This is a genomic window from Proteus faecis (genome assembly GCF_030286765.1).
GTDB lineage: Bacteria > Pseudomonadota > Gammaproteobacteria > Enterobacterales > Enterobacteriaceae > Proteus > Proteus faecis.
Genome location: NZ_JASVWV010000010.1, coordinates 26,143 through 50,839 on the forward strand (window position 1 = coordinate 26,143; position 24,697 = coordinate 50,839).

A 24,697-nucleotide genomic window follows, 5' to 3' on the forward strand; every position below is an offset into this window, starting at 1 on the left:
ATTCTCCGTTTTGCACAATGCAACAAATTAATAAGCTCAAATCTCATTACGCTAAAATATGTTTAGCAATAACCATGCGTTGCACTTCACTTGTGCCTTCAAAAATCTCAGTAAGTTTTGCTTCACGCATCAAACGTTCAACAGGATAGGATTTGGTGTAACCCATACCGCCATGTAATTGAACGGCTTTTTGAGTCACATAAGTGGCGGCTTCTGCTGCATAGAGTTTGGCTTGAGCAGATTCACGAGTATAAGGAAGCCCCGCCATTTTGGCGGCAGCTGCGCGATAAACCAACATACGTGCGCAATCAACACGAGTTGCCATATCCACTAATACCCATTGGATCCCTTGATTAGCAGCAATAGGTTTACCAAATTGAATACGTTCTTTGGTGTAAGCAATCGTGGCATCTAATGCACTTTGCGCGATCCCCAGTGCAAGCGCTGAACAACTTAAACGTCCACCATCTAAGGTTTCCATCGCGATATTAAAGCCTTTACCTTCTTCGCCTAACATCGCACTAGCTGGAACCACACAATCACTGAAACTTACAGAGCAGGTTTCTGAGCCGTTCATTCCCATCTTGTCTTCAGGTAATCCGATGCTGATACCTGGGTTATCACGCTCAACTAAGAATGCGGTGATCCCTTTTACACCTTTGCTTTTATCTGTCATCGCAAATACGATAAAGAAAGCACCTTGAGGCGCTGCGGTGATCCACAATTTAGAGCCATTAATCACATAGTTATCACCTTGGCGAACGGCAGTGGTTTCTTGAGCCGCAGCATCACAACCTGCACTAGGCTCTGACAAACAGAAGCACCCTAACTTTTCACCAGAAACCACTCCCGGTAAAATGCGGGCTTTAGTCTCTTCATCAGCATATTTTTGAATAATTGGCCCGGTTAAAGAACATTGTGATCCCATTATCATGGCGTGAGAGGCGCTCACTTTTGCCATCTCTTCTGTGGCTAATACATAGCTAATTGCATCGGCTTCTGTACCGCCATAAGCTTCATCAATATTGAAACCAAAGAGTCCTAATTCAGCCATAGGGGCGACGCTTTCACTTGGAAAACGGTGCTCTTTATCAATTGCACCCGCAATTGGTTTAATCTCGTTTTCAACAAACTCTCTGACCATATCGCGGATCAGGACTTGTTCTTCTGTTAGCTGAAAATCCATGTTTATTTTCCTCTGAGAATATTTATGGTTATCTCTATGGCGTGCGATTTCACGTTTGTCGCCTTATCGCACGCATTAATCGGTTAACGCTATTGCTACATCGTCGCTATAGATGCGGGTAAAAAGGTGTACAGCAGCAACATAAACATCATGGCTAATAAAGGGATAGCGAGGGTTAATGTCCCCACAGGGCCGTATCCCTCTTTATGACTGACACCGCAGACGCTAAAGACCGTAATAATCAATCCGTTAAATGGTGGTGTTGTACTCATAGATGCCATTGTGGCGACACGGTGTAATGAACCTTGATCAACGACGGTGGCAGGGAACATCGCAGCAATCATTGGCATGGCGATACTTAACGCACCCGAGCCTGAGCCACTGATAAATACCAGAGCACCAACGGAAATCGCCGTCACGACAAGGGGATTAAGACCGGATTGCGCAATCGCTTGGAATGATTCTTTGAACGCAGGTAGCGTCATGACTAACGCCCCAAATCCAACAATCACTGCCGTGTTAAAGAGGGAGGTCACCCCTTCCATCGTCCCAGCGGCTAAATTAGGAACAAGTTTTTTCCAATCGAGATAGCGTATGTACACAATCAAGGCTGCAATAATGGCGCAGAACAGTGCAATAGCCGGATCCCATTTCAGGATATTCAGCACGACAAGCAAGATCAGCATAGGGAGTAATGCAACGATCACATTTGGTAATTGACGATCTTTTTTACCCTCTTCTGCTTTCGCTGTTTTTTCGTCTTCAACCCAGCCTTCACCTTTTGCTTTTACACGCTTAAATAACCAAGTGAGATAAATAATCACTAAGGTGACTTGGAACAATGCGGTCAACATCCCCGGTACTAAACCGGCTGTTGCTGATGTACCTAAGAACTTCATTGGGATAAGGTTTTGGATCTGAGGCGATCCCGGCATTATCATCACAAACGTACCCGCACCTGCAAAGTAGACAGCCGGAATAAGTCTGCGAGGAAGATTCGCTTTGCGGAATAAACTCACCATCATTGAATAAACGGTAAACAGTGCAACAAACACAGAAACACCGCCGTAGGCTAAAATGGCACAAGCCGCAACTAATGAAGGAATAACGGCTCTTTCACCAAATTTACCAATAATAAAAGAGGCAACACTATCAGCAGCGCCACTGATAGCGGTTAATTTGCCAAAAATCGCACCAAGTACGAAAATGAAGAAGAAGCTACCAAAATAACCACCTAATCCGCCGGTATACACTTGTAATAGTGCGTCAACAGGATTAAGCATATCTGGTGATACAAGCCATGCAGTCACAGCAAGAAATAGGCTGGTGGTAAAGACAGAAATGAAGATATGTATACCTTTCATACACATGATCATTAATATCGCTAGCCCAATGATTAAACAAATAATACCCATGATTGCCCCACTTATATGTGTTAGGGTTCAATTGACCTGCGTCAATCACGCAGGTCTTTTGTGACTATTAATTAATGTTGTTAAGCAGAAAGCACATCAGCAAAAGTTTGCAGCGCCGTTCTTGCCTGTTCATATGTTTTAGTTTGCTGATCGATTTCGATAATGATGGAAGGAATGCCTTCTCTATCGAGGAATTTCTTCACAATAGGGGCATCAAACTCTTCAGGATCACAGAACTTCGTTAGTAAATAGACGACACCATCAGCACCCGTTTTTTTCACCATATCGGCAATTAAACGACCACGTTTTTTCTCTGGATCATACAAAAGTGAGCATCCTTCAAGCTGAGCAATTTGCTCAGCCATCGCTTCATAAGGTGCTTTGTTTTCAGGGATATCTTGGCGAAACTGACGAGATTCGTGCGCCACTTCATCAGCCACAATGGCCATCTTGTTATCCGCTAAGATTTGTAAAATAGAAGGGCTATCGGCAATAATGCCTGTCACGACAATTTTGTGCCCTTTCCACGGTTCAGGAGATAAGGCTTTGCATTGTCTAACGATGGTTTCAACCACTTTCGTATGTTCAACAACATCCATAAAATAACCACTTTTGATCACGGTATTACGACGTTGTGGTGTGATTAAGTTAGGATGAAGCGCCGCCATCTCTGAAAACTCGCGTAACGCAGCGCGACGCTGATTAAACAGATGAATGGCATTTTTTAGTGCCTCATCTGTCACAGGTTGACCTGAAATTTCCCCTAATTGCAGTGCAATTTTTTTGTATTGTTCGGTTAAGAAAGCAATACCTGCTGGGGTTTTACGATTTTGTGGATGCACCAATTGGATAAAGGGCACGTGTGGCACACCGGCTTTCCAGTTTTGTCCTAAGCATTTTAAGGTGTCACAAAGAGAAGGAATTAAGGCAGCAGACAATTTATTTAATGCCCCATCTAATCCCATCTCAAGTGAAGAAAGTGCCAATGCGCAATAAAATGGAGGAAAATATTTCTTCGCTTCTGAGATCTCACGTCCTTCCGCGCCCCAAATACCAAAAGGCACCATACCTGCCGCATAGACAATTTCATTTGGGGTATATTCAGGAAAACAGCCAACAACCTTTTTACCACTACGAATAAAATCATCTAATTGAGCAACAGGGTTATCCACCACGGCTTGCAATTCATCAAACAATTCCGTTAATGTTTTCATTAGATGTCTCCCTTTTTCATTTCTGCTTTGTTAGCAGCCATAATTTCAGTCAATGCTTCAACACGGGTGACATACTGCGCTTCAGAGAAAACTCGAGGATCTGCTTGGTCGCCATCAAAAGTCACGGTTGGGATCTTAAGTTCATGACGAATACGGCGCTCAATTTCAGGCATAATGCCACTCCAGAGCTTGCAACTACGGTTAACGTGAATAATCGCACCATCAACTTTATTCTGACGGCTCACATCAATACGCATATCAGCTGCACGCTCAACAGAAACACAATTAGGGACGTAAGAGTAAGCACGCATCATCTCGTCACTGTTTTGATAAATCACCCCAAACGCGGTGGCGTAAACAGTGGCAGTCACGTTAATACCTTGTTCTTTTAACGGGGTAGATGTAGCACGCAAGTAAGGCCAGCAGGCAATACCTTCAAAGAGAACGCGGTATTTTTCTTCACCGCGATAAGTTGATTTTTTCTCTTTGATATTCTGTTCCATCTCTTCACACAGTTGCTCAAAAGCCAGTGCAGCTTCTAATTTGCCGCGCGCACAAACAGCAACAGCCATGTGATTAAACAGATCAAAACCATTCATTGGAGAGGGCTCATATTGGCAATATTCTGCCGCTTTTAACCATGCACGCCCTGTACGTTGTGAAATTTCACAGACTTGTTTAAATTTCTCTTCGGAGAACACTTTGCCAGTGACTTTTTCAAGTTGTTTAATCGCATCATCAAATTGAGCTTGAACGTATTTCACCGTGACATCATCGGTGTCATAGTCATTTTTATAAGGAATATCGATCAGGATCATCGGGATATTCAGCTCATAAGCGATATTTTCATACCATTTGATCATGCAGTTACAGATGTTGTTACAGCACAGTAAGAAATCTGGCTGTGGCATATCCATCTCTTCACACTGTTTAATATCCATGTAAGAGAGACTGATACGAGCATAAGCACAGATATCGTTGGAATATCCCATGCTTTCTGCATGCTCACACATTTTTAAACCCGCACCTTTCGCTGCAATCGCAGCTGCTTGGTTTTCAGGGTAAACTACACATAAACCTAATGTTTCAGCGATTTCTTGAGGGAAGTTAGAGGCACACCACCCTATTTTTTCACCGCTATTTTTTGCATCCCACGCACGCTGATATGCATCAGCGGCAATTTTTTGCAGTCGTTTTTTCGCAGGAATATAATCCGGCGCATTCATATCTACATTGCTCATTTTGATGTTCCTATTGTTAACGCATCGTCTTCCAGTTGATGGCGGTACGCTTCAAAGGCATAAATGGCGGCACCTATCGCCCCGTTGTATTGTGATAATGGTGAGGTGACGATAGAGGCGTTCAGCTCTTCGCTAACATAACGAACAACTTCAAAATTACTGGCAACACCGCCTGTCATAACAACAGGGGCTTCAACGCCGACTCGTTTTGCAAGACCGGCAATACGACTAGCCACAGAGCGGTGAATGCCATTAATCACGTCGGGTATTGTTTCGTTATTCGCGAGATGGGAGATCACTTCCGATTCAGAGAACACGGTACAGGTTGAGCTAATCGTGACTTTTTTCGTGGACTTAGCGCCCTCTTGAGCGAGATCGGAAATCTTGGTTTCTAATACTCGCGACATCACATCTAAAAAGCGTCCTGTACCCGCAGCGCACTTGTCATTCATCACAAAGTTTAATAAGCGACCGGCACCATCCATATGAAGTGCTTTAACGTCTTGGCCGCCGATATCAATCACCGTTTTCACGCCCGGAAAAAGAAAGTGCGCGCCTTTTGCATGGCAGCTCAGTTCACTCACTTCTTTGTTGGCTTCTTTCAGAGAATTACGGCCATATCCTGTTGCGCAGATCCAGCTGATCTGACTGAGATCGCCACCAAATTGACGCAATACTTCAGCGATCGCTTTTTCAGGCCCAGACGTTCCTGCACCCACTAATGCCAGCGATTTAGCGACAATTGCGTCACCATTTTTCATGATGATGCATTTTGATGCAGACGATCCGATATCAACGCCCATTGTGAAAATGTCTTGTTGCATGCCTTTGCTCTCCTGAAAATTAAAAAAATAAGTGGGTTATTCTTTCCACGTCATCACATCTTTATTGGCTTCAAGGTTGGCAATTTCTTCTGCGCTATACCCTAATTCAGCTAATACAGACGGAGTGTCTTCACCCAACAAAGGACCACGGCGGTATTCAGGTAAACCACTTTCTAAGAAATCAATCGGTGGACGAACTAAGGCTTTTTCACTGCCATTTTTGTATTTCATGTTGTAAAAGGTGTTGATTGCCCAAGCTTGTTTATCTTCCAACACCTCTTCCCAAGTTTGCGCAATACTGAATGGAATATCGTTTTGGGTGAAAATATCAGCCCACTCTGACGCCGTTTTTTGCTCAACTTGTTGCCAAATCAGGTCATATAATTCAGGGGAACGATTATTTTTCGCTACTTCCTGTAGACGTGTATAACGAGCGTCTTCCGCTAAATCTGGACGACCAATACACGAAATAAAGGTTGGATAATAAGCATCGTAAACAGGCATACAGACTTGAATAAAACGATCATCTTTCGTTTTATAAGCCAAAATAAATGGACTGGTTGTTGTACGACGATCGATTGGATAAGCTTGACCATAATCTGGGTATTGTGCCGCTTGGATCATAATCGCTTGGGTGTAAATAGAGGTATGCAGCAAGTTTGTTGAAACGTACTCGCCTTGGCCGATATTTTTAGCGCGAATATAAGCGGCTAAAACACCTGAAACCAAACCTAATGCACACTGGTGATCACCAAGACCGGGGATCACATTCATCGGTACTGTGCCCTTTTGGTACAGTGAACCTAAAATACCGCCACGAGCAAAAAATGCGGTGTAGTCAAAACCGGGTAAATCTTTGTCTGGCCCTTCATCGCCATAACCCGTCACGCTGGCATACACTAATTTGGGAAAACGTTTTTTCAGTGTTTCATAATCAAGACCGGCACGTTCTCTCGCGCCAGGACGCCAGTTAGTTAAGAAAATGTCTGCTTTTTCTAACAGTTCAAACAGGATTTTTTTCCCTGCTTCTGTTTTCGTATTTAACACAATCCCACGTTTATTAGCGTTTTCTAAATCAAAACTGGTGTTTTCATGTTGATCTAATGGGCGACCTTCTGTTGGTGCTGTATAACGTAAGTTATCGCCACTTGGAGATTCGATTTTGATTACATTCGCGCCCATATCAGCTAAAATACGTCCCGCTGCAGGTACTGCGATAAAGGTCGCCAACTCAACTACAGTGACGCCTTCCAGTGCTTTATGACTTGTCATTTCTTCTCCTAATTATTTTTAGACTTCATACTGCTGTTGTCAGAATGTGGATAAATCCGTTGTCACTTAACTCGCTACTTTGTTTTTTTCATCCTTGATTGAAACGCGATAACCCAGTTGCGATTTCAGCGCTTGCACATCAATTTTTCCGCAAGGGGTATGAGGAAATTCTGTAAAGAAATGGAGCTCTTTGGGGATTTTGTAGCGAGCAAGTCGCTCTTGTAGAAATTCACGTAATTCACTTTCACCAATGCTGTAGCCTTTTTGCACACAAATGGTGGCAATCACCTCTTCACCTAAATCAGCAGATGGGATCCCAAAGGCTTTTGTCGCATCAACACCCGCATATTCAGCAATGGCTTCTTCTATTTCACACAGGCTGATATTTTCGCCACCGCGCACCACAATTTCTTTCATACGATAGGCGTAGTGATAGTTGCCTTGTTCATCGACATAACCGATATCACCCGTATGTAACCACCCCTCTTCATCTAATGCCTCTTTGGTTTTTTCAGGTGTATTGTCGTACCCCATCATGACGTGAAAACCACGCGTGCAAATTTCCCCTAATGTGCCAACGGGACAAGTTTTTCCACTCTTAGGATTGATAATTTTCATTTCAACAAAAGGCAGGGGTTGCCCTATGGAGCCACGTTTTATCGCTAAAGGATCGTTAGGTAATGTTTGTGTACAACAAGGTGAGGATTCTGTTTGGCCATAAGAGACAGTGATCCCTTTCATACCGAGGGTATTTTCAATGTCATCGATTAATGCGGGAGGAAAACTCGCGCCGGCAATAATGCCTTTATTAAGGCTAGATACATCATAGTGAGAAAATTGTTCATGTTTCATTAAGCGACTAAAAATTGTCGGCACACCATGCATAACCGTGCAACGATAGTTTTGGACGGCTTTTAAAACATCTTCAGCACAGTAATTATCTAACAGAACTAATTGGCATCCCGTTGTTAAGGCAAAAAAGAGGCAAGAAGATAGCCCAAAGCAGTGGAACAGAGGAACAGCAAGACAAATCACATCATCATGTGTAACGCCTAAACGCTGTGCTGACAGCATTGCATTATTAATGACATTATATTGGCTTAACATGACCCCTTTAGGCATTGCAGTACTACCTGAGGTCATTTGAATAGTCAGTAAATCTTTTACGCTAACTTGAGCAACCGCATGTTGATATTCTTTATCTGATATTTGTTGGCTAATTACTTTTAATTGAGATAAAGAGAGACTTTTTTCTGCATGTTCATTTCCCATGCTAATAAATAATTGAGGTAATACATCTTTATTTTCTGATGCTTTTTTAGAAAGACAATTAATCACCTCAACAAAATGATTACTTTTAAAACCATCAGAAAAACAGAGTGCTTTAATTCCTGTTAATCGACATAAATCTAATAACTCTCTTTTTTTAAAATGAAAGTTAATACAAACAACGGGCACACCAATTTGAGCCGCGGCAAGGAAACAGATTATCCATTCTTTACTATTAGCAGACCAAATACCTAAACGATCACCTTTTTTTAAACCAATCGCTAAAAATCCACGAGCAACGCTTTCCACTTCTTGTTGTAATTGTTGCCAAGAAAGTGTCTTTTTACTTTGATTTTCAATTAAGGCTGTTTGTGAAGCATATTGCTTCACTACATTGTTTAGACATTCTTTAACTGTCGTTTCTAATAAGGTCATAAATACCTACTCAACCGCTTCTTTGCTAGTGTTTACTTCTGTAATGACCTTATTCTGGGTAGGGGAAATTATTCATTCTTGGTAAATAACGAACTGTTTTTCGTCATTTGAATAGTCTGAGAGAGATTTGTGATTGAGCTCTAGATTTGGTGAGTTAAATATAATTTGTAATTGGAGAGTAATTAATAACAATGAGATAAATTTGAAACTAAGGCGTTATAAAGGTGTTATTATTAATAAAGAAAAAAGAGAGCGATTTTATTTAAATAGAAAAACAAAACCACTCTCTTTTTAATATAAATATACTCAGATAATTTTAAGATATAAACAAATCTTATCAATAATAATTAATGTCATAATTAAATAAAAATAATTTAAAGACAAATACAATAATGATTAAGTTTGATAACATCTAAATAAAAAATAATTTAAATCACTTAACTTATTTTATTAATCATGGATTAAAGCGATTATTTACCTCGTCGCATTGGCATGGTTGAGGTTTGATTAAGCGTTAACCCTTTGGTTTCTGGTGCAAACAACACGGATACCATCATACCAAATAAAGAGATTGCAGCCCCCACTAGCATCGTGGTGTTAATACCATAAGTAGCAATAAAAGCAGGAAGAGCACACGTTGAGATAACTGTACCAATACGGCTTATTGACATAATAATGCCCACTGCCGACGCACGAATATCTGTCGGAAACAATTCATTAGGATAGAGCCATTGTAAAATTCCAGGGCCACCAGAAAAGAACGCGTAAGTCGCAAACGCTAAGATAACAAATAAGATAGGTAGATCAGGAAAGACACCTAGCACCAATAATGCCAATGTCATCATGCCAAAACTACCAATCAATAATGGACGTCGACCTGTTTGGTTTAGCCAGAACATAGCGGGAATACACCCAAACATAAAGAACAAGCTGATCACGACATTACCCAATGCCGCACTTCTTCCTGCATCCCATCCTAATAAACCGACAATTTGTGGTCCAAAGGTATAAATGGCAAACATTGGGATAACTTGGCAAGTCCAAATCACCGCAACAAATAGAACAAAAGAGAAGTGACGTTTATTAAATAACTCGATAAAACGTGTTGTTTTGGCATCTTCCGCTTCAAATACCACTGGTTCACCAAAGAGTTTTATCATCATCTCATTACACTCTTTAATACGCCCTTTGCGTATTAACCAAAGCGGAGATTCAGGTAAATCAAAACGACCAATTAAAATAATAACACAAGGAATAAAGGCACTGCCCAACATCCAACGCCAACCATCTTCAATATCATATAGAAGATAACCAACTAAGTTGGCACAAGTTGCTCCGATATACCACATCGCAGCAATAAAACCGACAGCAAAAGCACGCTGTTTTTTATTGGAAAACTCAGTGATCATTGAGGTCGCAATAGGATAATCGGCACCAATCACAATCCCAATAAGAAATCGCATAATCAACAAGCCCACTGGCGTTGAAACAAACATCGTTGCGATAGAAATAATGGCAATAGCCACAATATCCACAAGGAACATTTTACGGCGTCCGACTTTGTCACAAATATAACCAAAGAGGGATGTACCAATAAAAAGCCCTGCTAATGTTGCAGCCCCAAGCAGACCAATCCATCGAGCATCAAGTTGTAGTAATGGTGTGAGTTGCTCTAACGCCACACCAATAATCACTAATACATAACCATCAAGAAAAGGGCCACCACTCCCCCATAACATCACCCGACGATGTACAGAGGTAAAACGAATATCATCAAAGTTTCTGGGTTGCATGACTGCGTCCTGGTATTTTTCTAAATAAAACAAAAAGAAAAGCTCCCAGGCCGGAGCAGCACTGGGAGAAAAGTAGCGATACATCATCCGTAACGATATTCCACGCCAAACGTGCCACGTGGGTATTCCCATTTTTCAAGCGCACTGTCTAAACCGAGAATTCGACAAGTTCCACATTCCAAACAACCTGCATAGTCAAAACTGATGGTGCCATCTTCTTGTTTTTTATAAAGACCGGCTGGACATGCTTTGACTAAAGTTTCTAACACCTGCATATCAGGCTGCTCTTTAACGACGATATGTGGATTTTCCTCATCGACATTAAATTTATTGATGCCTAATTTGACATCGACATTGACCGGAGAACTCATATTGCTTTTACTCCTTTGATCCCATCTTTAATCAGATTCATCCAACCTACTTTTTTGGTATGACGTATCATGGTTTTACGCATTGGTACTGGCGCTTCACCCGTTACGGTAAAGAGATCTTTTGCAATACCAACCACCATTTCAGGGTAAGCAGTGAACATACGAGGGTTATCAAGTAAATCAGGCATACGCTGATAAGCTTTCATATCGCGTAACGGGCCATCTTCTAAATGTTTGAGATATTCATTTAGCGTTTGGTGGCTAAAATCGTTTTTCTCCATTGCCGATAGCACGGTTTTGGCTGCTGCCTCACCGGATGCCATCGCTAAATCCATACCTCGGATAGTAAAGCCGAGGTTCATGCACATTCCTGCAGCATCACCGGCAATCAATACACCATCGCGTACTAATTCGTTTTGCATTCTTAATCCAGCTTCAGGAACGACATGCGCCCCATATTCCACCATTTTTCCGCCTTCAATTAGCGGAGCAACAACAGGGTGCTGTTTAAAATCTTCCAGCATTTGTGGTACTGATTTTTTCGCATCTTTAATATGGTGAAGCCCACACACAAGACCTAAAGAAAGTGTGGTTTTATTGGTATATAAAAAACCGCCCCCCATTAATCCATCCGTTGGCGAACCGGCAAATAACCAAGCGGTACCTTCGTTATCTTTTAGGTTAAAACGATCTTTAATGACACTTTCAGGCAATTCGATGATCTCTTTTACGCCCACAGCCACATTTTCAGCCGCAACACGTTTTGTCATACCTAACTGTTCAGCCAAAATAGAGTTCACGCCATCGGCGAGGATCACCGCTTTTGCCTCTAGTACATCGCCATCGGCTTCAACACCGACAATCTTGCCATCACGCTCGACGAGCTTATCAACACGAATACCTGTAATACATTGCGCACCCGCATTTTCGGCTTGCTCCATTAACCATTGGTCAAATTCACCCCGTAATACAGACCAAGAGGCGGTTTTTGGGTTCTTCTCTTCAGTATTTTGGTAATCAATCGTCATTGCACCTGTTTCGGTCATAAATGACAATTTTTCATGAGTAATAACACGTTCAACAGGCGCTTCTTGCGCAAACTCAGGAATGATGCGCTCAAGAGTGTGTGCATACAGACGACCACCGGTTACATTTTTCCCGCCAGCGTAGTTACCTCTTTCTATTAGCAATACTTGTGCGCCTTCCCTTGCCAAAACAAGTGCAGCCACAGATCCAGCTAATCCTGCGCCAACAATAATGGCATCGAAAATATCTTCGGAATCGGACATAACATCTCCAGAATTTGCGATAAACAGCAGAGAAGTCTCCTTCCCTGCTTAAATAAATCAGTTAGATAATTGACGAGTTAATGCAGGTAAAATCTTCATTAAATCACCGACAATACCGTAGTCAGCAAATTGGAAGATTGGTGCATTTTTGTCTTTATTAATAGCAACGATCGTTTGTGCGCCATTCGCGCCAACCATATGTTGAATTTGCCCTGAAATACCGGCAGCCAAATAGAGTTCTGGTTTCAGCATCAGGTTAGAGATACCGACATAACGCTCGTGTTCCATCCACTTCTCATTTTCAGCAACAGGACGAGAACAGGCGATTTCAGCACCAATGGCTTTCGCTAACGCTTCTGCAATAGCAATATTTTCTTTACTGCCGATGCCACGCCCCACGCTGACAACAAAACGTGCCTTGTCTAAATCAACGGCATTGATTGCACGTGGTTGTACTGAATGACGAACAATAGTTTGAGCTGGGGCAACCCATGAGACTTTTTGTGCATTCCCCGTAGCGCCAGTTTCTGGTGCAACATCAAAAGCCCCCACGCTTGCAGTGACAACACAGTAAGGGGTTTTTAGGGTTTCATCACCAAAAGCAAGGCCACCGTAAACCATGTGTTTGGTGACTAATGCATCACCCTCTACATTTAAAGATTGTGCGTCGTTAGAAACAACCGCGTCTAAACGATGACCTAAACGTGCTGCAACTAGTTTTCCGCGACGTGTATTAGGCAGTAGCACTAAACCTGCATCACCTTTTTGTTTGATGGTTTCAACCATGCTTTGTGCATAGTCTTCAATAATGCGATCGTCAGGTTTACCTTCTAATTGAAAAACTTCAGTTGCACCTAATTTAAAAGCAACCACACTTTGTTCATCATTCAATGTAAATACATTGATAGATTGTCCTAATGAAGAAGCACCACCCATTAATTCTGGTAAACGGGAAAGTGCATCACTAAATACCCAAACAGTTGAAAACTGGCTCATAACTCCCCCTATTACTTAAGAATTTTGCGTAAATGTTCTGCCAACTCAGCAATCTGATCATCGCCATCACCTTCAATGATGATGCGTTGACGAACTTTCTGTTTCGGCGCTGCCACTGTTTGCTCTGAACGCACAGTAATTGCATCTAGACCAAGATCGGCAACACTCCATTGCTGAACAGGTTTCTTGGCAGCGCCAAGAATGGCTTTCATCGAAGGAATTTGAGGTGTATTAATATCGGTAGAAACCGCAATAACAGCAGGTAATGGAATGATCAGTGTTTCGATTTCATTTTCTAATTCACGCTCAACCGTTATTGAATCAGTAGAAAGAGAAACAATTTTGTTAACACCATTGATCGCAGGTATATTTAAGACCTCACCCAGCAGCAAGCTAACTTGTTGTGAACTGAGATCCGCAGAGCCGTCACCACAAAGAATTAAGTCATAACCTTTTTTAGCCGCAGCTGCAGCCAATGCAACCGCCGTTTGGTAAGGCAAAGAGGCTTCAAATTGGTCATCAACTACTACCACTAACTCGTCAGCACCACGAGAAAGAACGTCTTTACGTGCCTTCGCATTTGTCAGTGCTTTGCCACCAACACTCATTGCCGTGATGTGAATACCATCAAGTTGAGCCTTAAGCTGATTAGCGGTTTCAATCGCATTTAAATCATATTGGCTAATTTTGGTGTTAGCTCGGGAAAAATCTAGCGAATTGTCTGCGCTATTTACCGTAATATCCTGCTCATCGGGAACACTCTTGTAACATGTAATAATATTCATTACATCTCCTGAAATTAATAAATAATGTCATTTACTCTGGCAATGTAATATAGAATTAACATAATTAAGCGATTAAAAAATTAAACCTAGGTCACCAATATTGAACATAGATAAATAAAGAATGGATAGCTTTCAATATTGCTAAACACATCACCAATATTGAAATTAGTTTTAATTGAAGTGAACAACTTTCAATATTGCTACATCGATCAACAATATTGAAAATAATAAATACAATGCTATTTAACGTTCAATATTGCCACCAAGATCAACAATATTGAAAGACGGAATATAACAACCCTATTACATACAGCAATATAGATATAATTTTCAGCTAGTTACAATGAAAACAAAACGTTATAAAACGTAACATAAAATAGACAAAAAGAATAGTGTGAAGTGAATAACAGAATGGATTTCTTATAATATCCATTATTCATCATCATTAATCAGTTTGTGAATTAGCCAATAACTTTATTTTTCTATTATGATGAAACACCAATAGACGGAATACTCATAAATAAACTTAAATGCTTTATTAGATATTAGGAATTAACACTACTTAAACTTCTGCGTTAAATATATTTGGAAAATTTACCTATGAGCAAAGATAATAAAAAGGCAGGAATAGAACCGAAGGTTTTTTTTCCTCCATTAATCATTGTTGGTATTTTATGCTGGTTAACGGTACGTGATCTTGACGCTTCAAATGAAGTGATTAATGCCGTATTCAGCTATGTTACCAATGTCTGGGGTTGGGCTTTCGAATGGTATATGGTCATTATGTTCGGAGGTTGGTTTTGGTTAGTCTTCGGTCGTTATGCCAATAAACGCCTAGGAGAAGACAAACCTGAATTTAGTACCGCAAGCTGGATCTTTATGATGTTTGCGTCTTGTACTTCTGCTGCCGTCCTCTTCTGGGGTTCGATTGAAATATACTACTACATTTCAAGCCCGCCTTTTGGAATGGAAGGTTATTCGACTCAAGCTAAAGAAATTGGCCTTGCTTACAGCTTGTTTCACTGGGGTCCTCTACCTTGGGCTACGTATAGTTTTCTTTCTGTTGCATTCGCTTACTTCTTCTTTGTTCGCAAAATGGAAGTTATCCGTCCAAGTAGTACCTTAACCCCATTAATTGGTGAAAAACACGTTAATGGCTTATTCGGTACTATTGTTGATAACTTCTATTTAGTCGCCTTAATTTTAGCTATGGGGACAAGTCTCGGGTTAGCTACCCCGCTTGTGACTGAGTGTATTCAATACTTATTTGGTATTCCTCATACCCTGCAATTAGACGCCATTATTATCTCTTGCTGGATCTTATTAAACGCAATTTGTGTGGCATTCGGTCTGCAAAAAGGGGTGAAAATCGCCAGTGATATTCGTACTTATCTGAGTTTCTTAATGTTGGGTTGGGTGTTTATCGTTGGTGGCGCGAGCTTTATTGTCAATTATTTTACCGATTCTGTCGGTACATTGCTGATGTATATGCCTCGTATGCTGTTCTATACAGATCCAATTGGTAAAGGTGGATTCCCTCAAGGCTGGACGGTCTTCTATTGGGCTTGGTGGGTTATTTACGCCATCCAGATGAGTATTTTCTTAGCGCGGATCTCTAAAGGCCGTACTGTTCGTGAATTGTGTTTAGGGATGGTTTCAGGTTTAACCGCAGGGACTTGGTTAATTTGGACAATCCTTGGTGGTAACACCTTACAACTGATTGACCAAAATATTCTCAACATTCCACAACTAATTGAACAATATGGTGTTCCACGCGCCATTATCGAAACATGGGCGGCATTACCGTTGAGCACAGCGACAATGTGGGGCTTCTTTATCCTCTGCTTTATTGCCACTGTCACTTTAATTAACGCCTGTTCTTACACACTGGCTATGTCCACTTGTCGCTCTATGAAAGAAGGCTCTGAGCCCCCTTTATTAGTGCGTATCGGCTGGTCTGTGCTGGTCGGTATTATCGGCATCATCCTGTTAGCACTTGGCGGTTTAAAACCGATTCAAACCGCCATTATCGCCGGGGGATGCCCGCTATTTTTCGTCAATATCATGGTCACCTTGTCCTTTATTAAAGATGCCAAAGTACATTGGAAAGAGTGATCCGCTATACGCAAAGAATGACATATTAAGAGGTTATTAACATGGATTTTAGATTGAATGATGAGCAGGAACTGTTTGTTGACGGTGTCCGCGAATTAATGGCCAGTGAAAACTGGGAAGCGTATTTCGCTGAATGCGATCGCGAAAGTAAATACCCAGAACGTTTTGTCAAAGCCTTAGCGGATATGGAAATTGACAATCTGCTTATCCCTGAAGAGCACGGTGGTTTAAATGCCGGTTTTGTTACTGTTGCTGCAATCTGGATGGAATTAGGTCGCTTAGGTGCGCCAACTTACGTGCTTTATCAATTACCAGGTGGATTTAACACTGTCTTGCGTGAAGGGACTCAAGAGCAAATTGACAAAATTATGGCGTTCCGCGGCACAGGTAAGCAAATGTGGAACTCTGCTATCACAGAACCGGGTGCAGGCTCTGACGTCGGTAGCCTACAAACAACTTATACCCGTAAAGATGGCAAAGTTTACCTCAATGGTAGCAAATGCTTTATCACCAGTAGCGCTTATACCCCTTACGTTGTGGTGATGAGCCGTGACTCAGCATCTCCAGATAAACCTATCTTTACTGAATGGTTTGTCGATATGAGCAAACCCGGCATCAAAGTCAACAAGTTAGAAAAACTGGGTTTACGTATGGATAGCTGCTGTGAAATCACTTTCGACAACGTTGAACTTGAAGAAAAAGACATGTTTGGTCGTGAAGGAAACGGCTTTAATCGTGTTAAAGAAGAGTTCGATCACGAACGTTTCTTAGTGGCTCTCACTAACTACGGTACAGCAATGTGTGCATTTGAAGATGCGGCTCGTTATGCCAATCAACGTGTGCAATTTGGCGAAGCTATCGGCCGTTTCCAACTTATTCAAGAAAAATTCGCTCATATGGCGATCAAACTCAATTCAATGCGCAACATGTTATATGAAACTGCATGGAAGAGTGACAACAACTTAATCACTTCCGGTGATGCGGCTATGTGTAAATACTTCTGTGCAAATGCGGCGTTTGAAGTCGTTGATAGTGCAATGCAAGTGCTTGGTGGTGTCGGTATTGCTGGCGAGCACCGTATTTCTCGTTTTTGGCGTGACCTTCGTGTTGATCGTGTATCTGGTGGTTCTGATGAAATGCAGATCCTGACATTAGGACGCTCAGTACTTAAGCAGTATCGATAATTTATCACGAGAAACGCTCTTATCATTCGGTGGGAGCGTTTTCACTTAGACCACTTACGAGGTAACGCTATGACAGAACATTTATCAATGCCACAATTCGGCCCACTTTCAGGGGTTCGTGTTGTGTTTTCAGGAATTGAAATTGCAGGGCCATTTGCAGGACAAATGTTTGCAGAATGGGGTGCTGAAGTGATTTGGATTGAAAACGTTGCATGGGCTGACACCATTCGCGTTCAACCTCACTACCCTCAACTTTCTCGCCGTAATTTACATGCTCTTTCACTCAATATTTTTAAAGATGAAGGTCGTGATGCATTCCTAAAATTAATGGAAACAACCGACATCTTTATCGAAGCCAGTAAAGGCCCTGCCTTTGCACGTCGTGGTATTACCGATGAAGTGTTATGGGAACATAACCCTAAATTGGTTATCGCGCATTTATCAGGCTTTGGTCAATATGGCGATCCGCAATACACCAACTTACCGGCTTATAACACCATTGCTCAGGCTTTCAGTGGTTACCTTATTCAAAATGGTGACAAAGATCAGCCTATGCCGGCTTTCCCTTATACCGCTGACTATTTTTCAGGGATGACAGCAACCACTTCTGCGTTAGCTGCACTGTATAAAGTTCAGCAAACAGGTAAAGGCGAAAGTATTGATATCGCCATGTATGAAGTGATGTTGCGTATGGGGCAATACTTCATGATGGATTATTTCAATGGTGGTGAAATCTGCCCTCGTATGACCAAAGGGAAAGATCCGTACTACGCAGGATGTGGGCTTTACCGTTGCCAAGATGGTTTTATCGTAATGGAAGTGGTGGGTATTACCCAAATTGAAGAGATCTTCAAAGATATCGGTCTTGCACATCTTTTAGGTACACCAGAAGTGCCAGAAGGCACTCAACTTATTCACCGTATCAATTGCCCTCATGGTCAATTATTTGAAGACAAGTTAGATGAATGGTTAGCAAAACAGCCTATCACTGATGTGCTAAAACGCCTGTCTGAACTCAATATTGCCAGCGCTAAAGTGCTGACTATTCCAGAGCTTGAAGACAATCCGCAATATATCGCGCGTGAGTCTATTACCGAGTGGCAAACCATGGATGGCGAAACCTGCAAAGGGCCAAATGTGATGCCTAAATTCAAAAACAACCCAGGGAAAATCTGGCGCGGAATGCCATCTCATGGCATGGACACTAATGCAATTTTGAAAAATATCGGTTATAGCGACGCACAAATCAAGGGGCTAGTCGATAAAGGACTGGCTAAAATCGTAAAGTAACACTGTAAAATTCGGACGTTGTATAGACATAAAATACGTCTGAATTTACAGCAAAAGAATAGGGTAACAGTTTAATGGATGTGATTGGCAAACAAAACTTACGTCAAATGTGGGATGATTTGGCAGAGGTTTATGGTACAAAAACAGCGCTAATTTTTGAATCCGCACAAGGAGAAGTGAGACAATTTAGCTACTGTGAATTAAATGAAGAGATAAATAGAACCGCAAATCTTTTTCATGCTGGTGGCATAAAAAAAGGCGATCACGTTGCCTTACATCTTGATAACTGTCCTGAGTTTTTCTTTTGCTGGTTTGGCTTGGCAAAAATTGGCGCGATAATGGTGCCCATTAATGCGCGATTTATGTATGAAGAGAGCGCATGGATAATCAATCACTGCCAAGCTCATTACGTGGTAACTCGTGATAATTTCTATCCGATTTACCAACCTATGTTACAGGATGAACAAAACCCTTTAACGCAACTGTTTTTAATAACAGAAAACAGTCTCCCTACTGAAAAAGGTGTTACCGACTTCTTAACAGAGAAAGCCAAGCATCCTGTTACGCTTAATCATTACACACCATTAAGTGTGGATGACACTGCTGAAATTCTTTTTACCTCAGGAACGACCTCCCAACCTAAAGGTGTCGTTATCACTCACTATAACCTACGTTTTGCGGGTTATTACTCATCATGGCAAAACGCATTACGTGAAGATGATATTTATCTTACCGTTATGCCCGCATTTCATATTGATTGCCAATGCACAGCATCACTCCCTGCTTTTTCTGTGGGAGCCACCTTTGTTTTACTTGAAAAATACAGCGCAAGAGCCTTTTGGAAACAGATCCTTAAGTATCAAGCAACAGTAACAGAGTGCATTCCAATGATGATGAGAACCTTAATGGCACAACCTGTTTCATCAGAAGAAAAACAGCACAAATTACGTGAGGTGATGTTTTATCTCAATCTTGCCGATGATGAAAAAGATGCCTTCCTTGAACGCTTTAACGTGCGATTGCTCACCTCTTATGGCATGACAGAAACCATTGTTGGTTTAATTGGTGACAGACCCGGCGATAAACGTCGCTGGCCCTCCATTGGTAGACCCGGTTTTTGCTATCAAGCACAAATTAGGGACAAACAAAACAACGAAGTCCCTGATGAGGTTGTAGGCGAAATTTGCGTAAAAGGCGAACCCGGAAAAACTATTTTTAAAGAGTATTACAACCGACCTGATGCAACAGCAAAAGCATTAGAGCCAGATGGTTGGTTACATACTGGCGATTATGGTTACCGAGACGATGAAGGCTTTTTTTATTTCGTTGATCGCAGTTGCAATATGATCAAACGCGGTGGCGAAAATGTCTCTTGTGTTGAGATTGAAAACATCATTTCTTCACATCCTAAAATTCAAGATGTGGCTGTGATTGGTGTGCCTGACAATATTCGTGATGAAGCGATTAAAGCGTTCGTGGTATTGGTTGAAAATGAGAGCTTGAGTAAAGAAGCGTTTTTCCATTTTTGTGAGCAAAATATGGCAAAGTTCAAAGTCCCCTCTGAAGTTGAATTTAGAGACGACTTACCTCGTAACTGCTCAGGAAAAGTGATTAAAAAGCATTTGAAATAAAGCATAGGTTGGTTTAACCACAAATTAATAACCTCAATCATAACTGCTTATTTTTGATGACGAAAAGGAATACAACATGAGCCAGTCATTACATCTAACAACCCGTGGTTCAGTGCTTGAGATTGTATTGGATAGACCCAAAGCCAATGCTATTGATGCAAAAACAAGCCATGAAATGGGCGAAGTTTTCTTACGTTTTCGTGATGATCCCAACTTACGTGTCGCGATTATCACTGGTGCTGGTGAACGTTTTTTCTCTGCGGGATGGGATTTAAAAGCTGCCGCAGAAGGTGAAGCCCCTGATGCAGACTTTGGTGCGGGTGGTTTTGCGGGTTTAACTGAACTTTTTGATCTAGATAAACCTGTCATTGCTGCCGTTAACGGCTATGCTTTTGGGGGCGGTTTTGAATTAGCACTCGCCGCCGACATGATGGTTTGTTCAGACAATGCTTCTTTTGCTTTACCTGAAGCGCAGTTAGGAATTGTACCTGACAGTGGTGGTGTTTTGCGTTTACCTAAACGTTTACCACCAGCTATCGTCAACGAAATGCTAATGACAGGTCGTCGCATGAATGCCGACGAAGCACTACGTTGGGGCATTGCAAACCGCGTTGTCAGCGCCGCTGAATTAATGGACAGTGCACGTGAACTTGCAGACCAAATTGCCAACAGTGCCCCACTCGCTGTGGCTGCATTAAAAGAGATTTATCGTGCTACCAGTGAACTTTCCATTGAAGAGGGTTACAAGCTTATGCGCAGTGGTGTACTAAAACATTACCCAAGTGTTTTACATTCAGAAGACGCTACTGAAGGGCCATTAGCTTTTGCTGAAAAACGCGCACCTGAGTGGAAAGGCCGGTAATTATCGTTCATCTTGATAATACAACAAAGAGGAAAACTGATGAGTATCTACGCGTTTGAAGGTCTTGTTCCTGTGGTTCATCCAACAGCTTATATTCATCCATCTGCTGTATTAATTGGTGATGTGATTATTGGTGCTGGCGTTTATATCGGCCCTCTGGCTTCACTAAGGGGCGACTATGGACGCTTGATTGTTGAAGCAGGCGCAAACCTTCAAGACGGTTGTATCATGCACGGTTATACCGATATGGATACGATCGTAAGAGAAAATGGCCATATTGGGCACGGTGCGATCCTTCACAGTTGTATTATCGGGCGTGACAGTTTAGTTGGTATGAACAGCGTAATTATGGATGGAGCAGTCATTGGTGAGGAAAGCATCGTTGCCGCTATGAGCTTTGTAAAAGCCGGCTTTCAAGGACAACCTCGACAAATGTTAATAGGAAGTCCTGCAAAACATGTGCGTGATATTACCGATCAAGATATGGAATGGAAACGGATGAATACTCGTGAATATCAAGATTTAGCGGTACGTTGTCGCCAAAGCTTAGTAGAAACAACACCATTAACGGCTCCTGAACCTCATCGCCCGCGTTTACGAGGCACAACAGGCGTTAAGCCAAAAGGCCAGTAACAAACAGCGACAGGCGTTACGAGCGCCTGTCGTCATTATTCAATTTGTTTTGTATGCAACGAAGTTACTTATATTAGCGACGTTGAGATTTTGACAACATCCATTGCCATTTTTGCTCATGGTTCAATCCACGAGGGATCATCGCCGCTAATTTTTCAGGAGAACGTTGACTACTTTTTTCTTGAATATGGCCTTTTAAACGCGAATAGACTTGAGGATCAATATGACTGACTTTGATCATTCGTTGGCACTGACAGCCTCTACCTTCTAATTGGTTAGGTACACTTTTCGTTTCACACTCAATCTCTTTTACATCAGAAAGAATATAGGAAACAATATTAATTGCATTGCATTGAGGAATATCGAATTCTTTTGCAATTTCCTTTGCACTTACCCAACGTTCTTGCTCTTGAACCCAGTCTGCAATTGACAAATAGAGTGGCTTATTCATGTATTCTTCACACATATTTACTCCAGTATCACAAATAAAGTTTTATTTATCGCTAAATAAAGATAATAACTGAATATGTTAATTATCATTGCACCGCGGAGTATCGGTTTTCCCTGTTAATTAGGTATTTTAACTACCTCATCAATATAATATTAATTTATTTCTTAACAACCAAACCCTTTAATTAACATGCTAGTCACAATTTATTATTTTGTTATTAAATTCAACTTAATAACAACTAAACCGAGTAAAAACAAAAAATTAATTAAATTAAAAAAATAACAACTTTATAAAAAATAAAATATAAAAAATTGATATATAAGCTATTTATAACAAAAAAATAAAAAACAATAGATTATATTAATAATCCATTTCTAGACTAACATTATAATAATAGATTTGAATTTGAATTGCCAGAAAGGTGACTTATTATTAGATATAAATCAATATTCATTTATTTTAAGCTATATTATCCTTATTATTAATACATTAGTAAAAGTGAAGATTAATATCTCTGTATACCTAAATAGGTAAATTAAGTGCTATATAACGTTATAGCACTTAATCTTATGTTCTTCATTTGATTATAAAAAACGACGCTCAAATGTAGTTTGCCAATCATCAGCGAATCTATTTACAGCATCGTCCACCACCGGTGAGCGAATAATAGAGTAAGCAAGTTCTATCGGTAATGTCACCGAAGATGCCCCCGCTAATAAACAATCAACCACTTGGCGTGGTGTTTTAAAACTCGCGGCTAAGATTTTTGTTGGTAAATTATGCATGGTGATCAGCGTTTGTAACTCTTTTACCACTCTTACACCATCAGAGCCCTGCCTATCCATTCGATGCACATAAGGCGCAATATAATCGGCACCTGCTAATGCGGCCATTAACCCTTGAGACACGCTGTAAATTGCCGTGCCTAATACCAGCATATTTTTTTGTTTTAATTGTTTAATAGCAATAAGCCCAGCTTCTGTAACTGGGATTTTAATCACGGTATTATCGGCAATATTGCCAATGCGCAAAGCTTCTTCAATCATGGTATCGACATCACTGGCAATAACCTGTGCAAATACCCGACCTTTTCCTCCCATTGCCGTTTTTAATTCAGGCAATAGCGTTTCAATATCTTGTGCGGATTTAGCAATAATGGAAGGATTGGTGGTGACACCTGCAATAGGAAGAACTTGAGAGAGTTTTCTGACTTCTTCGATATCAGCGGTATCTAAATAGATTTCCATAATCGCACCTCAATGATGTTGGTTTTAAGCTAAATAATTATAGGTATAACGTAGAAAGTAGCATTGTACGCGAGGGATTTCTAGTCGATTCAATGAAAATAGCGCCCATGTAAAGGCGCTATTAATTAAATTGCTAAAAATAAATAGCAATTATCTCTATTTAATAAAATAGAAATAATCTAATTTTATATTTTTAATTCAAGACTTAAATCTGATAATATTTAAATTAAATATAATCAATATCATTATTAAAATTAAATAATCATTTTAATTAAATAGATTATTTTTTAAAATCAGCATCAATAACTTGATAAAAAGCATTCTTTGTATCGGCAATATCCCAGACACCTAAAATAACCTGATAACCTGAACGCTCTGGTATATTACAATTTATCTCTACGGTTTCTTTTGGTATTTCACCATTATCATTTTGTTGGCAGAATGGTGTTAAATCAAAATCATCACGAGTCAGCGGTTTATTGACATCCCAGTTTTGTTTAGTAATAAAAAATCGCCATGATGCTGTACTATGTGGCGCTGTTAATTTCCACTTAAAGGTATAAGGTCCGCTTTTCATTGCCACTTTATGCCAGCGATCAGCACTCTGCTCATTTAAAGCAGAAAATGTTTCATTTCCACCACTGGCAATTTTACCATCTTCAGGTCCACCTTCAGGGAAACCTTTAAGCCCTTCAACTGATTGAGGCTCATATTCTACAGGGCCACAATTTTTATTAAATTTTATATTATTACTCTTAGAAATAGTCATTTTACATAATACTGCACGGCTTGGTGGAACATCAATATAGCCATGCTTCAATGTGACATCAGCTGACACTGTTGAAACAAAACCCGCTGATAATAATAACGTTGCAGTAAATACCATAAGTTTATTTTTCTTCATAATAAAGCCTCAATAATTATTAAAAAATTTTAAAATATAATGATTGCATCAATCACATTAGATATTAGTCAAAAAAAGATAATTAAATATCCATTTATTAAGAACTGTGAGCAATATCGCGATTTAATTTAATATTAAAATGGGACTAAAACAGTCATTTAATATTTATTAAATGATGATTAATTATTGAAATAATAAATTAAATTATTTTTTAACACTCTATTTCGCACATTATTAAAAGCATTCAAATTATCAAGATAAGATAAAAACAACCCAAATGAGACAGAAAT

The 24,697-nt window shown here is 40.6% G+C and carries 21 protein-coding genes; 6 read left to right on the top strand and 15 right to left on the bottom strand.

All coding sequences use genetic code 11. The features are described from left to right. Window positions 1-46 precede the first annotated feature (46 nt). The 12 genes from QSH13_RS13025 to QSH13_RS13080 form a co-directional block, all read right to left on the bottom strand. On the bottom strand, window positions 47-1,186 hold the full coding sequence (locus QSH13_RS13025; RefSeq protein WP_109398249.1) for an acyl-CoA dehydrogenase family protein: 1,140 nt from the start codon (window positions 1,184-1,186) through the stop codon (window positions 47-49). 95 nt (window positions 1,187-1,281) lie between these two features. Next, entirely contained in the window at window positions 1,282-2,601 is a 1,320-nt protein-coding gene (locus QSH13_RS13030; protein WP_109398250.1) for a GntP family permease, read from the bottom strand. 80 nt (window positions 2,602-2,681) lie between these two features. Then, window positions 2,682-3,815: a 2-hydroxyacyl-CoA dehydratase subunit D gene (locus tag QSH13_RS13035; protein WP_109398251.1), complete on the bottom strand. Its 1,134-nt coding sequence runs from the start codon at window positions 3,813-3,815 to the stop codon at window positions 2,682-2,684. Continuing rightward, entirely contained in the window at window positions 3,815-5,056 is a 1,242-nt protein-coding gene (locus tag QSH13_RS13040) for a 2-hydroxyacyl-CoA dehydratase subunit D (RefSeq protein ID WP_023582973.1), read from the bottom strand. Before QSH13_RS13040 ends, QSH13_RS13035 begins: the two co-directional genes overlap by 1 nt. Further along, window positions 5,053-5,880 carry an acyl-CoA dehydratase activase gene (locus tag QSH13_RS13045; protein ID WP_286039250.1) on the bottom strand — a complete coding sequence of 276 codons (828 nt, stop codon included), beginning with the start codon at window positions 5,878-5,880 and terminating at the stop codon, window positions 5,053-5,055. Before QSH13_RS13045 ends, QSH13_RS13040 begins: the two co-directional genes overlap by 4 nt. 36 nt (window positions 5,881-5,916) lie before the next feature. Continuing rightward, complete coding sequence (locus QSH13_RS13050; RefSeq protein ID WP_109398253.1) at window positions 5,917-7,152, bottom strand: CaiB/BaiF CoA transferase family protein; 1,236 nt, start codon at window positions 7,150-7,152, stop codon at window positions 5,917-5,919. A gap of 66 nt (window positions 7,153-7,218) precedes the next feature. Beyond that, window positions 7,219-8,856: an AMP-binding protein gene (locus QSH13_RS13055; RefSeq protein WP_109407017.1), complete on the bottom strand. Its 1,638-nt coding sequence runs from the start codon at window positions 8,854-8,856 to the stop codon at window positions 7,219-7,221. Window positions 8,857-9,326: 470 nt separating this feature from the next. Continuing rightward, entirely contained in the window at window positions 9,327-10,649 is a 1,323-nt protein-coding gene (locus QSH13_RS13060) for an MFS transporter (RefSeq protein ID WP_109398255.1), read from the bottom strand. 83 nt (window positions 10,650-10,732) lie between these two features. Continuing rightward, window positions 10,733-11,020, bottom strand: coding sequence for a ferredoxin-like protein FixX (gene fixX / locus QSH13_RS13065; protein WP_023582978.1), 288 nt, complete (start codon window positions 11,018-11,020; stop codon window positions 10,733-10,735). Then, complete coding sequence (gene fixC / locus QSH13_RS13070) at window positions 11,017-12,309, bottom strand: FAD-dependent oxidoreductase FixC (protein ID WP_286039251.1); 1,293 nt, start codon at window positions 12,307-12,309, stop codon at window positions 11,017-11,019. Before fixC ends, fixX begins: the two co-directional genes overlap by 4 nt. 57 nt (window positions 12,310-12,366) lie before the next feature. Beyond that, a complete protein-coding gene (locus QSH13_RS13075; protein ID WP_286039252.1) occupies window positions 12,367-13,305 on the bottom strand; it encodes an FAD-binding protein in 939 nt (312 codons plus the stop codon). Between the two features lie 11 nt (window positions 13,306-13,316). Beyond that, the gene (locus QSH13_RS13080) at window positions 13,317-14,090 is read right to left on the bottom strand and encodes an electron transfer flavoprotein FixA (RefSeq protein ID WP_109398258.1); all 774 of its coding nucleotides are present in this window, start codon (window positions 14,088-14,090) and stop codon (window positions 13,317-13,319) included. A gap of 600 nt (window positions 14,091-14,690) precedes the next feature. Between QSH13_RS13080 and caiT the strand changes: the two genes are divergently transcribed. From caiT to caiE, 6 genes are all read left to right on the top strand, one after another. Then, complete coding sequence (gene caiT / locus QSH13_RS13085; protein ID WP_109398259.1) at window positions 14,691-16,205, top strand: L-carnitine/gamma-butyrobetaine antiporter; 1,515 nt, start codon at window positions 14,691-14,693, stop codon at window positions 16,203-16,205. 41 nt (window positions 16,206-16,246) lie between these two features. Next, complete coding sequence (caiA, locus tag QSH13_RS13090; RefSeq protein WP_286039253.1) at window positions 16,247-17,389, top strand: crotonobetainyl-CoA dehydrogenase; 1,143 nt, start codon at window positions 16,247-16,249, stop codon at window positions 17,387-17,389. A 69-nt stretch (window positions 17,390-17,458) separates the two neighbouring features. Continuing rightward, entirely contained in the window at window positions 17,459-18,679 is a 1,221-nt protein-coding gene (caiB, locus tag QSH13_RS13095) for an L-carnitine CoA-transferase (RefSeq protein ID WP_109398260.1), read from the top strand. 74 nt (window positions 18,680-18,753) lie between these two features. Further along, window positions 18,754-20,310 carry a crotonobetaine/carnitine-CoA ligase gene (gene caiC / locus QSH13_RS13100; RefSeq protein WP_286039254.1) on the top strand — a complete coding sequence of 519 codons (1,557 nt, stop codon included), beginning with the start codon at window positions 18,754-18,756 and terminating at the stop codon, window positions 20,308-20,310. Between the two features lie 76 nt (window positions 20,311-20,386). Next, complete coding sequence (caiD, locus tag QSH13_RS13105) at window positions 20,387-21,172, top strand: crotonobetainyl-CoA hydratase (RefSeq protein ID WP_100158918.1); 786 nt, start codon at window positions 20,387-20,389, stop codon at window positions 21,170-21,172. 39 nt (window positions 21,173-21,211) lie between these two features. Beyond that, a complete protein-coding gene (gene caiE / locus QSH13_RS13110; protein ID WP_109398262.1) occupies window positions 21,212-21,805 on the top strand; it encodes a carnitine operon protein CaiE in 594 nt (197 codons plus the stop codon). Between the two features lie 73 nt (window positions 21,806-21,878). Here caiE and caiF read toward each other — a convergent pair whose 3' ends face one another. The 3 genes from caiF to QSH13_RS13125 all read right to left on the bottom strand — a co-directional run bounded on the left by caiF (window position 21,879) and on the right by QSH13_RS13125 (window position 24,407). Beyond that, window positions 21,879-22,271, bottom strand: a complete 393-nt coding sequence (gene caiF / locus QSH13_RS13115; protein ID WP_109398263.1) for a carnitine metabolism transcriptional regulator CaiF — start codon at window positions 22,269-22,271, stop codon at window positions 21,879-21,881. A gap of 569 nt (window positions 22,272-22,840) precedes the next feature. After that, the gene (gene fsa / locus QSH13_RS13120) at window positions 22,841-23,503 is read right to left on the bottom strand and encodes a fructose-6-phosphate aldolase (protein ID WP_109398264.1); all 663 of its coding nucleotides are present in this window, start codon (window positions 23,501-23,503) and stop codon (window positions 22,841-22,843) included. Between the two features lie 280 nt (window positions 23,504-23,783). Beyond that, entirely contained in the window at window positions 23,784-24,407 is a 624-nt protein-coding gene (locus QSH13_RS13125) for a lytic polysaccharide monooxygenase (RefSeq protein ID WP_196544835.1), read from the bottom strand. Window positions 24,408-24,697 lie beyond the last annotated feature (290 nt).

Bases quoted from the DNA above. Each gene is read 5' to 3' on its own strand.
- caiB (WP_109398260.1), top strand. From the start codon at position 17,459: ATGACAGAACATTTATCAATGCCACAATTCGGCCCACTTTCAGGGGTT.
- caiC (WP_286039254.1), top strand. From the start codon at position 18,754: ATGGATGTGATTGGCAAACAAAACTTACGTCAAATGTGGGATGATTTG.
- QSH13_RS13080 (WP_109398258.1), bottom strand. From the start codon at position 14,090: ATGAATATTATTACATGTTACAAGAGTGTTCCCGATGAGCAGGATATT.
- caiF (WP_109398263.1), bottom strand. From the start codon at position 22,271: ATGTGTGAAGAATACATGAATAAGCCACTCTATTTGTCAATTGCAGAC.
- caiE (WP_109398262.1), top strand. From the start codon at position 21,212: ATGAGTATCTACGCGTTTGAAGGTCTTGTTCCTGTGGTTCATCCAACA.
- caiT (WP_109398259.1), top strand. From the start codon at position 14,691: ATGAGCAAAGATAATAAAAAGGCAGGAATAGAACCGAAGGTTTTTTTT.
- QSH13_RS13125 (WP_196544835.1), bottom strand. From the start codon at position 24,407: ATGAAGAAAAATAAACTTATGGTATTTACTGCAACGTTATTATTATCA.
- QSH13_RS13060 (WP_109398255.1), bottom strand. From the start codon at position 10,649: ATGCAACCCAGAAACTTTGATGATATTCGTTTTACCTCTGTACATCGT.
- caiD (WP_100158918.1), top strand. From the start codon at position 20,387: ATGAGCCAGTCATTACATCTAACAACCCGTGGTTCAGTGCTTGAGATT.
- fixC (WP_286039251.1), bottom strand. From the start codon at position 12,309: ATGTCCGATTCCGAAGATATTTTCGATGCCATTATTGTTGGCGCAGGA.
- QSH13_RS13035 (WP_109398251.1), bottom strand. From the start codon at position 3,815: ATGAAAACATTAACGGAATTGTTTGATGAATTGCAAGCCGTGGTGGAT.
- QSH13_RS13075 (WP_286039252.1), bottom strand. From the start codon at position 13,305: ATGAGCCAGTTTTCAACTGTTTGGGTATTTAGTGATGCACTTTCCCGT.
- QSH13_RS13025 (WP_109398249.1), bottom strand. From the start codon at position 1,186: ATGGATTTTCAGCTAACAGAAGAACAAGTCCTGATCCGCGATATGGTC.
- QSH13_RS13040 (WP_023582973.1), bottom strand. From the start codon at position 5,056: ATGAGCAATGTAGATATGAATGCGCCGGATTATATTCCTGCGAAAAAA.
- QSH13_RS13055 (WP_109407017.1), bottom strand. From the start codon at position 8,856: ATGACCTTATTAGAAACGACAGTTAAAGAATGTCTAAACAATGTAGTG.
- QSH13_RS13045 (WP_286039250.1), bottom strand. From the start codon at position 5,880: ATGCAACAAGACATTTTCACAATGGGCGTTGATATCGGATCGTCTGCA.
- QSH13_RS13050 (WP_109398253.1), bottom strand. From the start codon at position 7,152: ATGACAAGTCATAAAGCACTGGAAGGCGTCACTGTAGTTGAGTTGGCG.
- fsa (WP_109398264.1), bottom strand. From the start codon at position 23,503: ATGGAAATCTATTTAGATACCGCTGATATCGAAGAAGTCAGAAAACTC.
- fixX (WP_023582978.1), bottom strand. From the start codon at position 11,020: ATGAGTTCTCCGGTCAATGTCGATGTCAAATTAGGCATCAATAAATTT.
- QSH13_RS13030 (WP_109398250.1), bottom strand. From the start codon at position 2,601: ATGGGTATTATTTGTTTAATCATTGGGCTAGCGATATTAATGATCATG.
- caiA (WP_286039253.1), top strand. From the start codon at position 16,247: ATGGATTTTAGATTGAATGATGAGCAGGAACTGTTTGTTGACGGTGTC.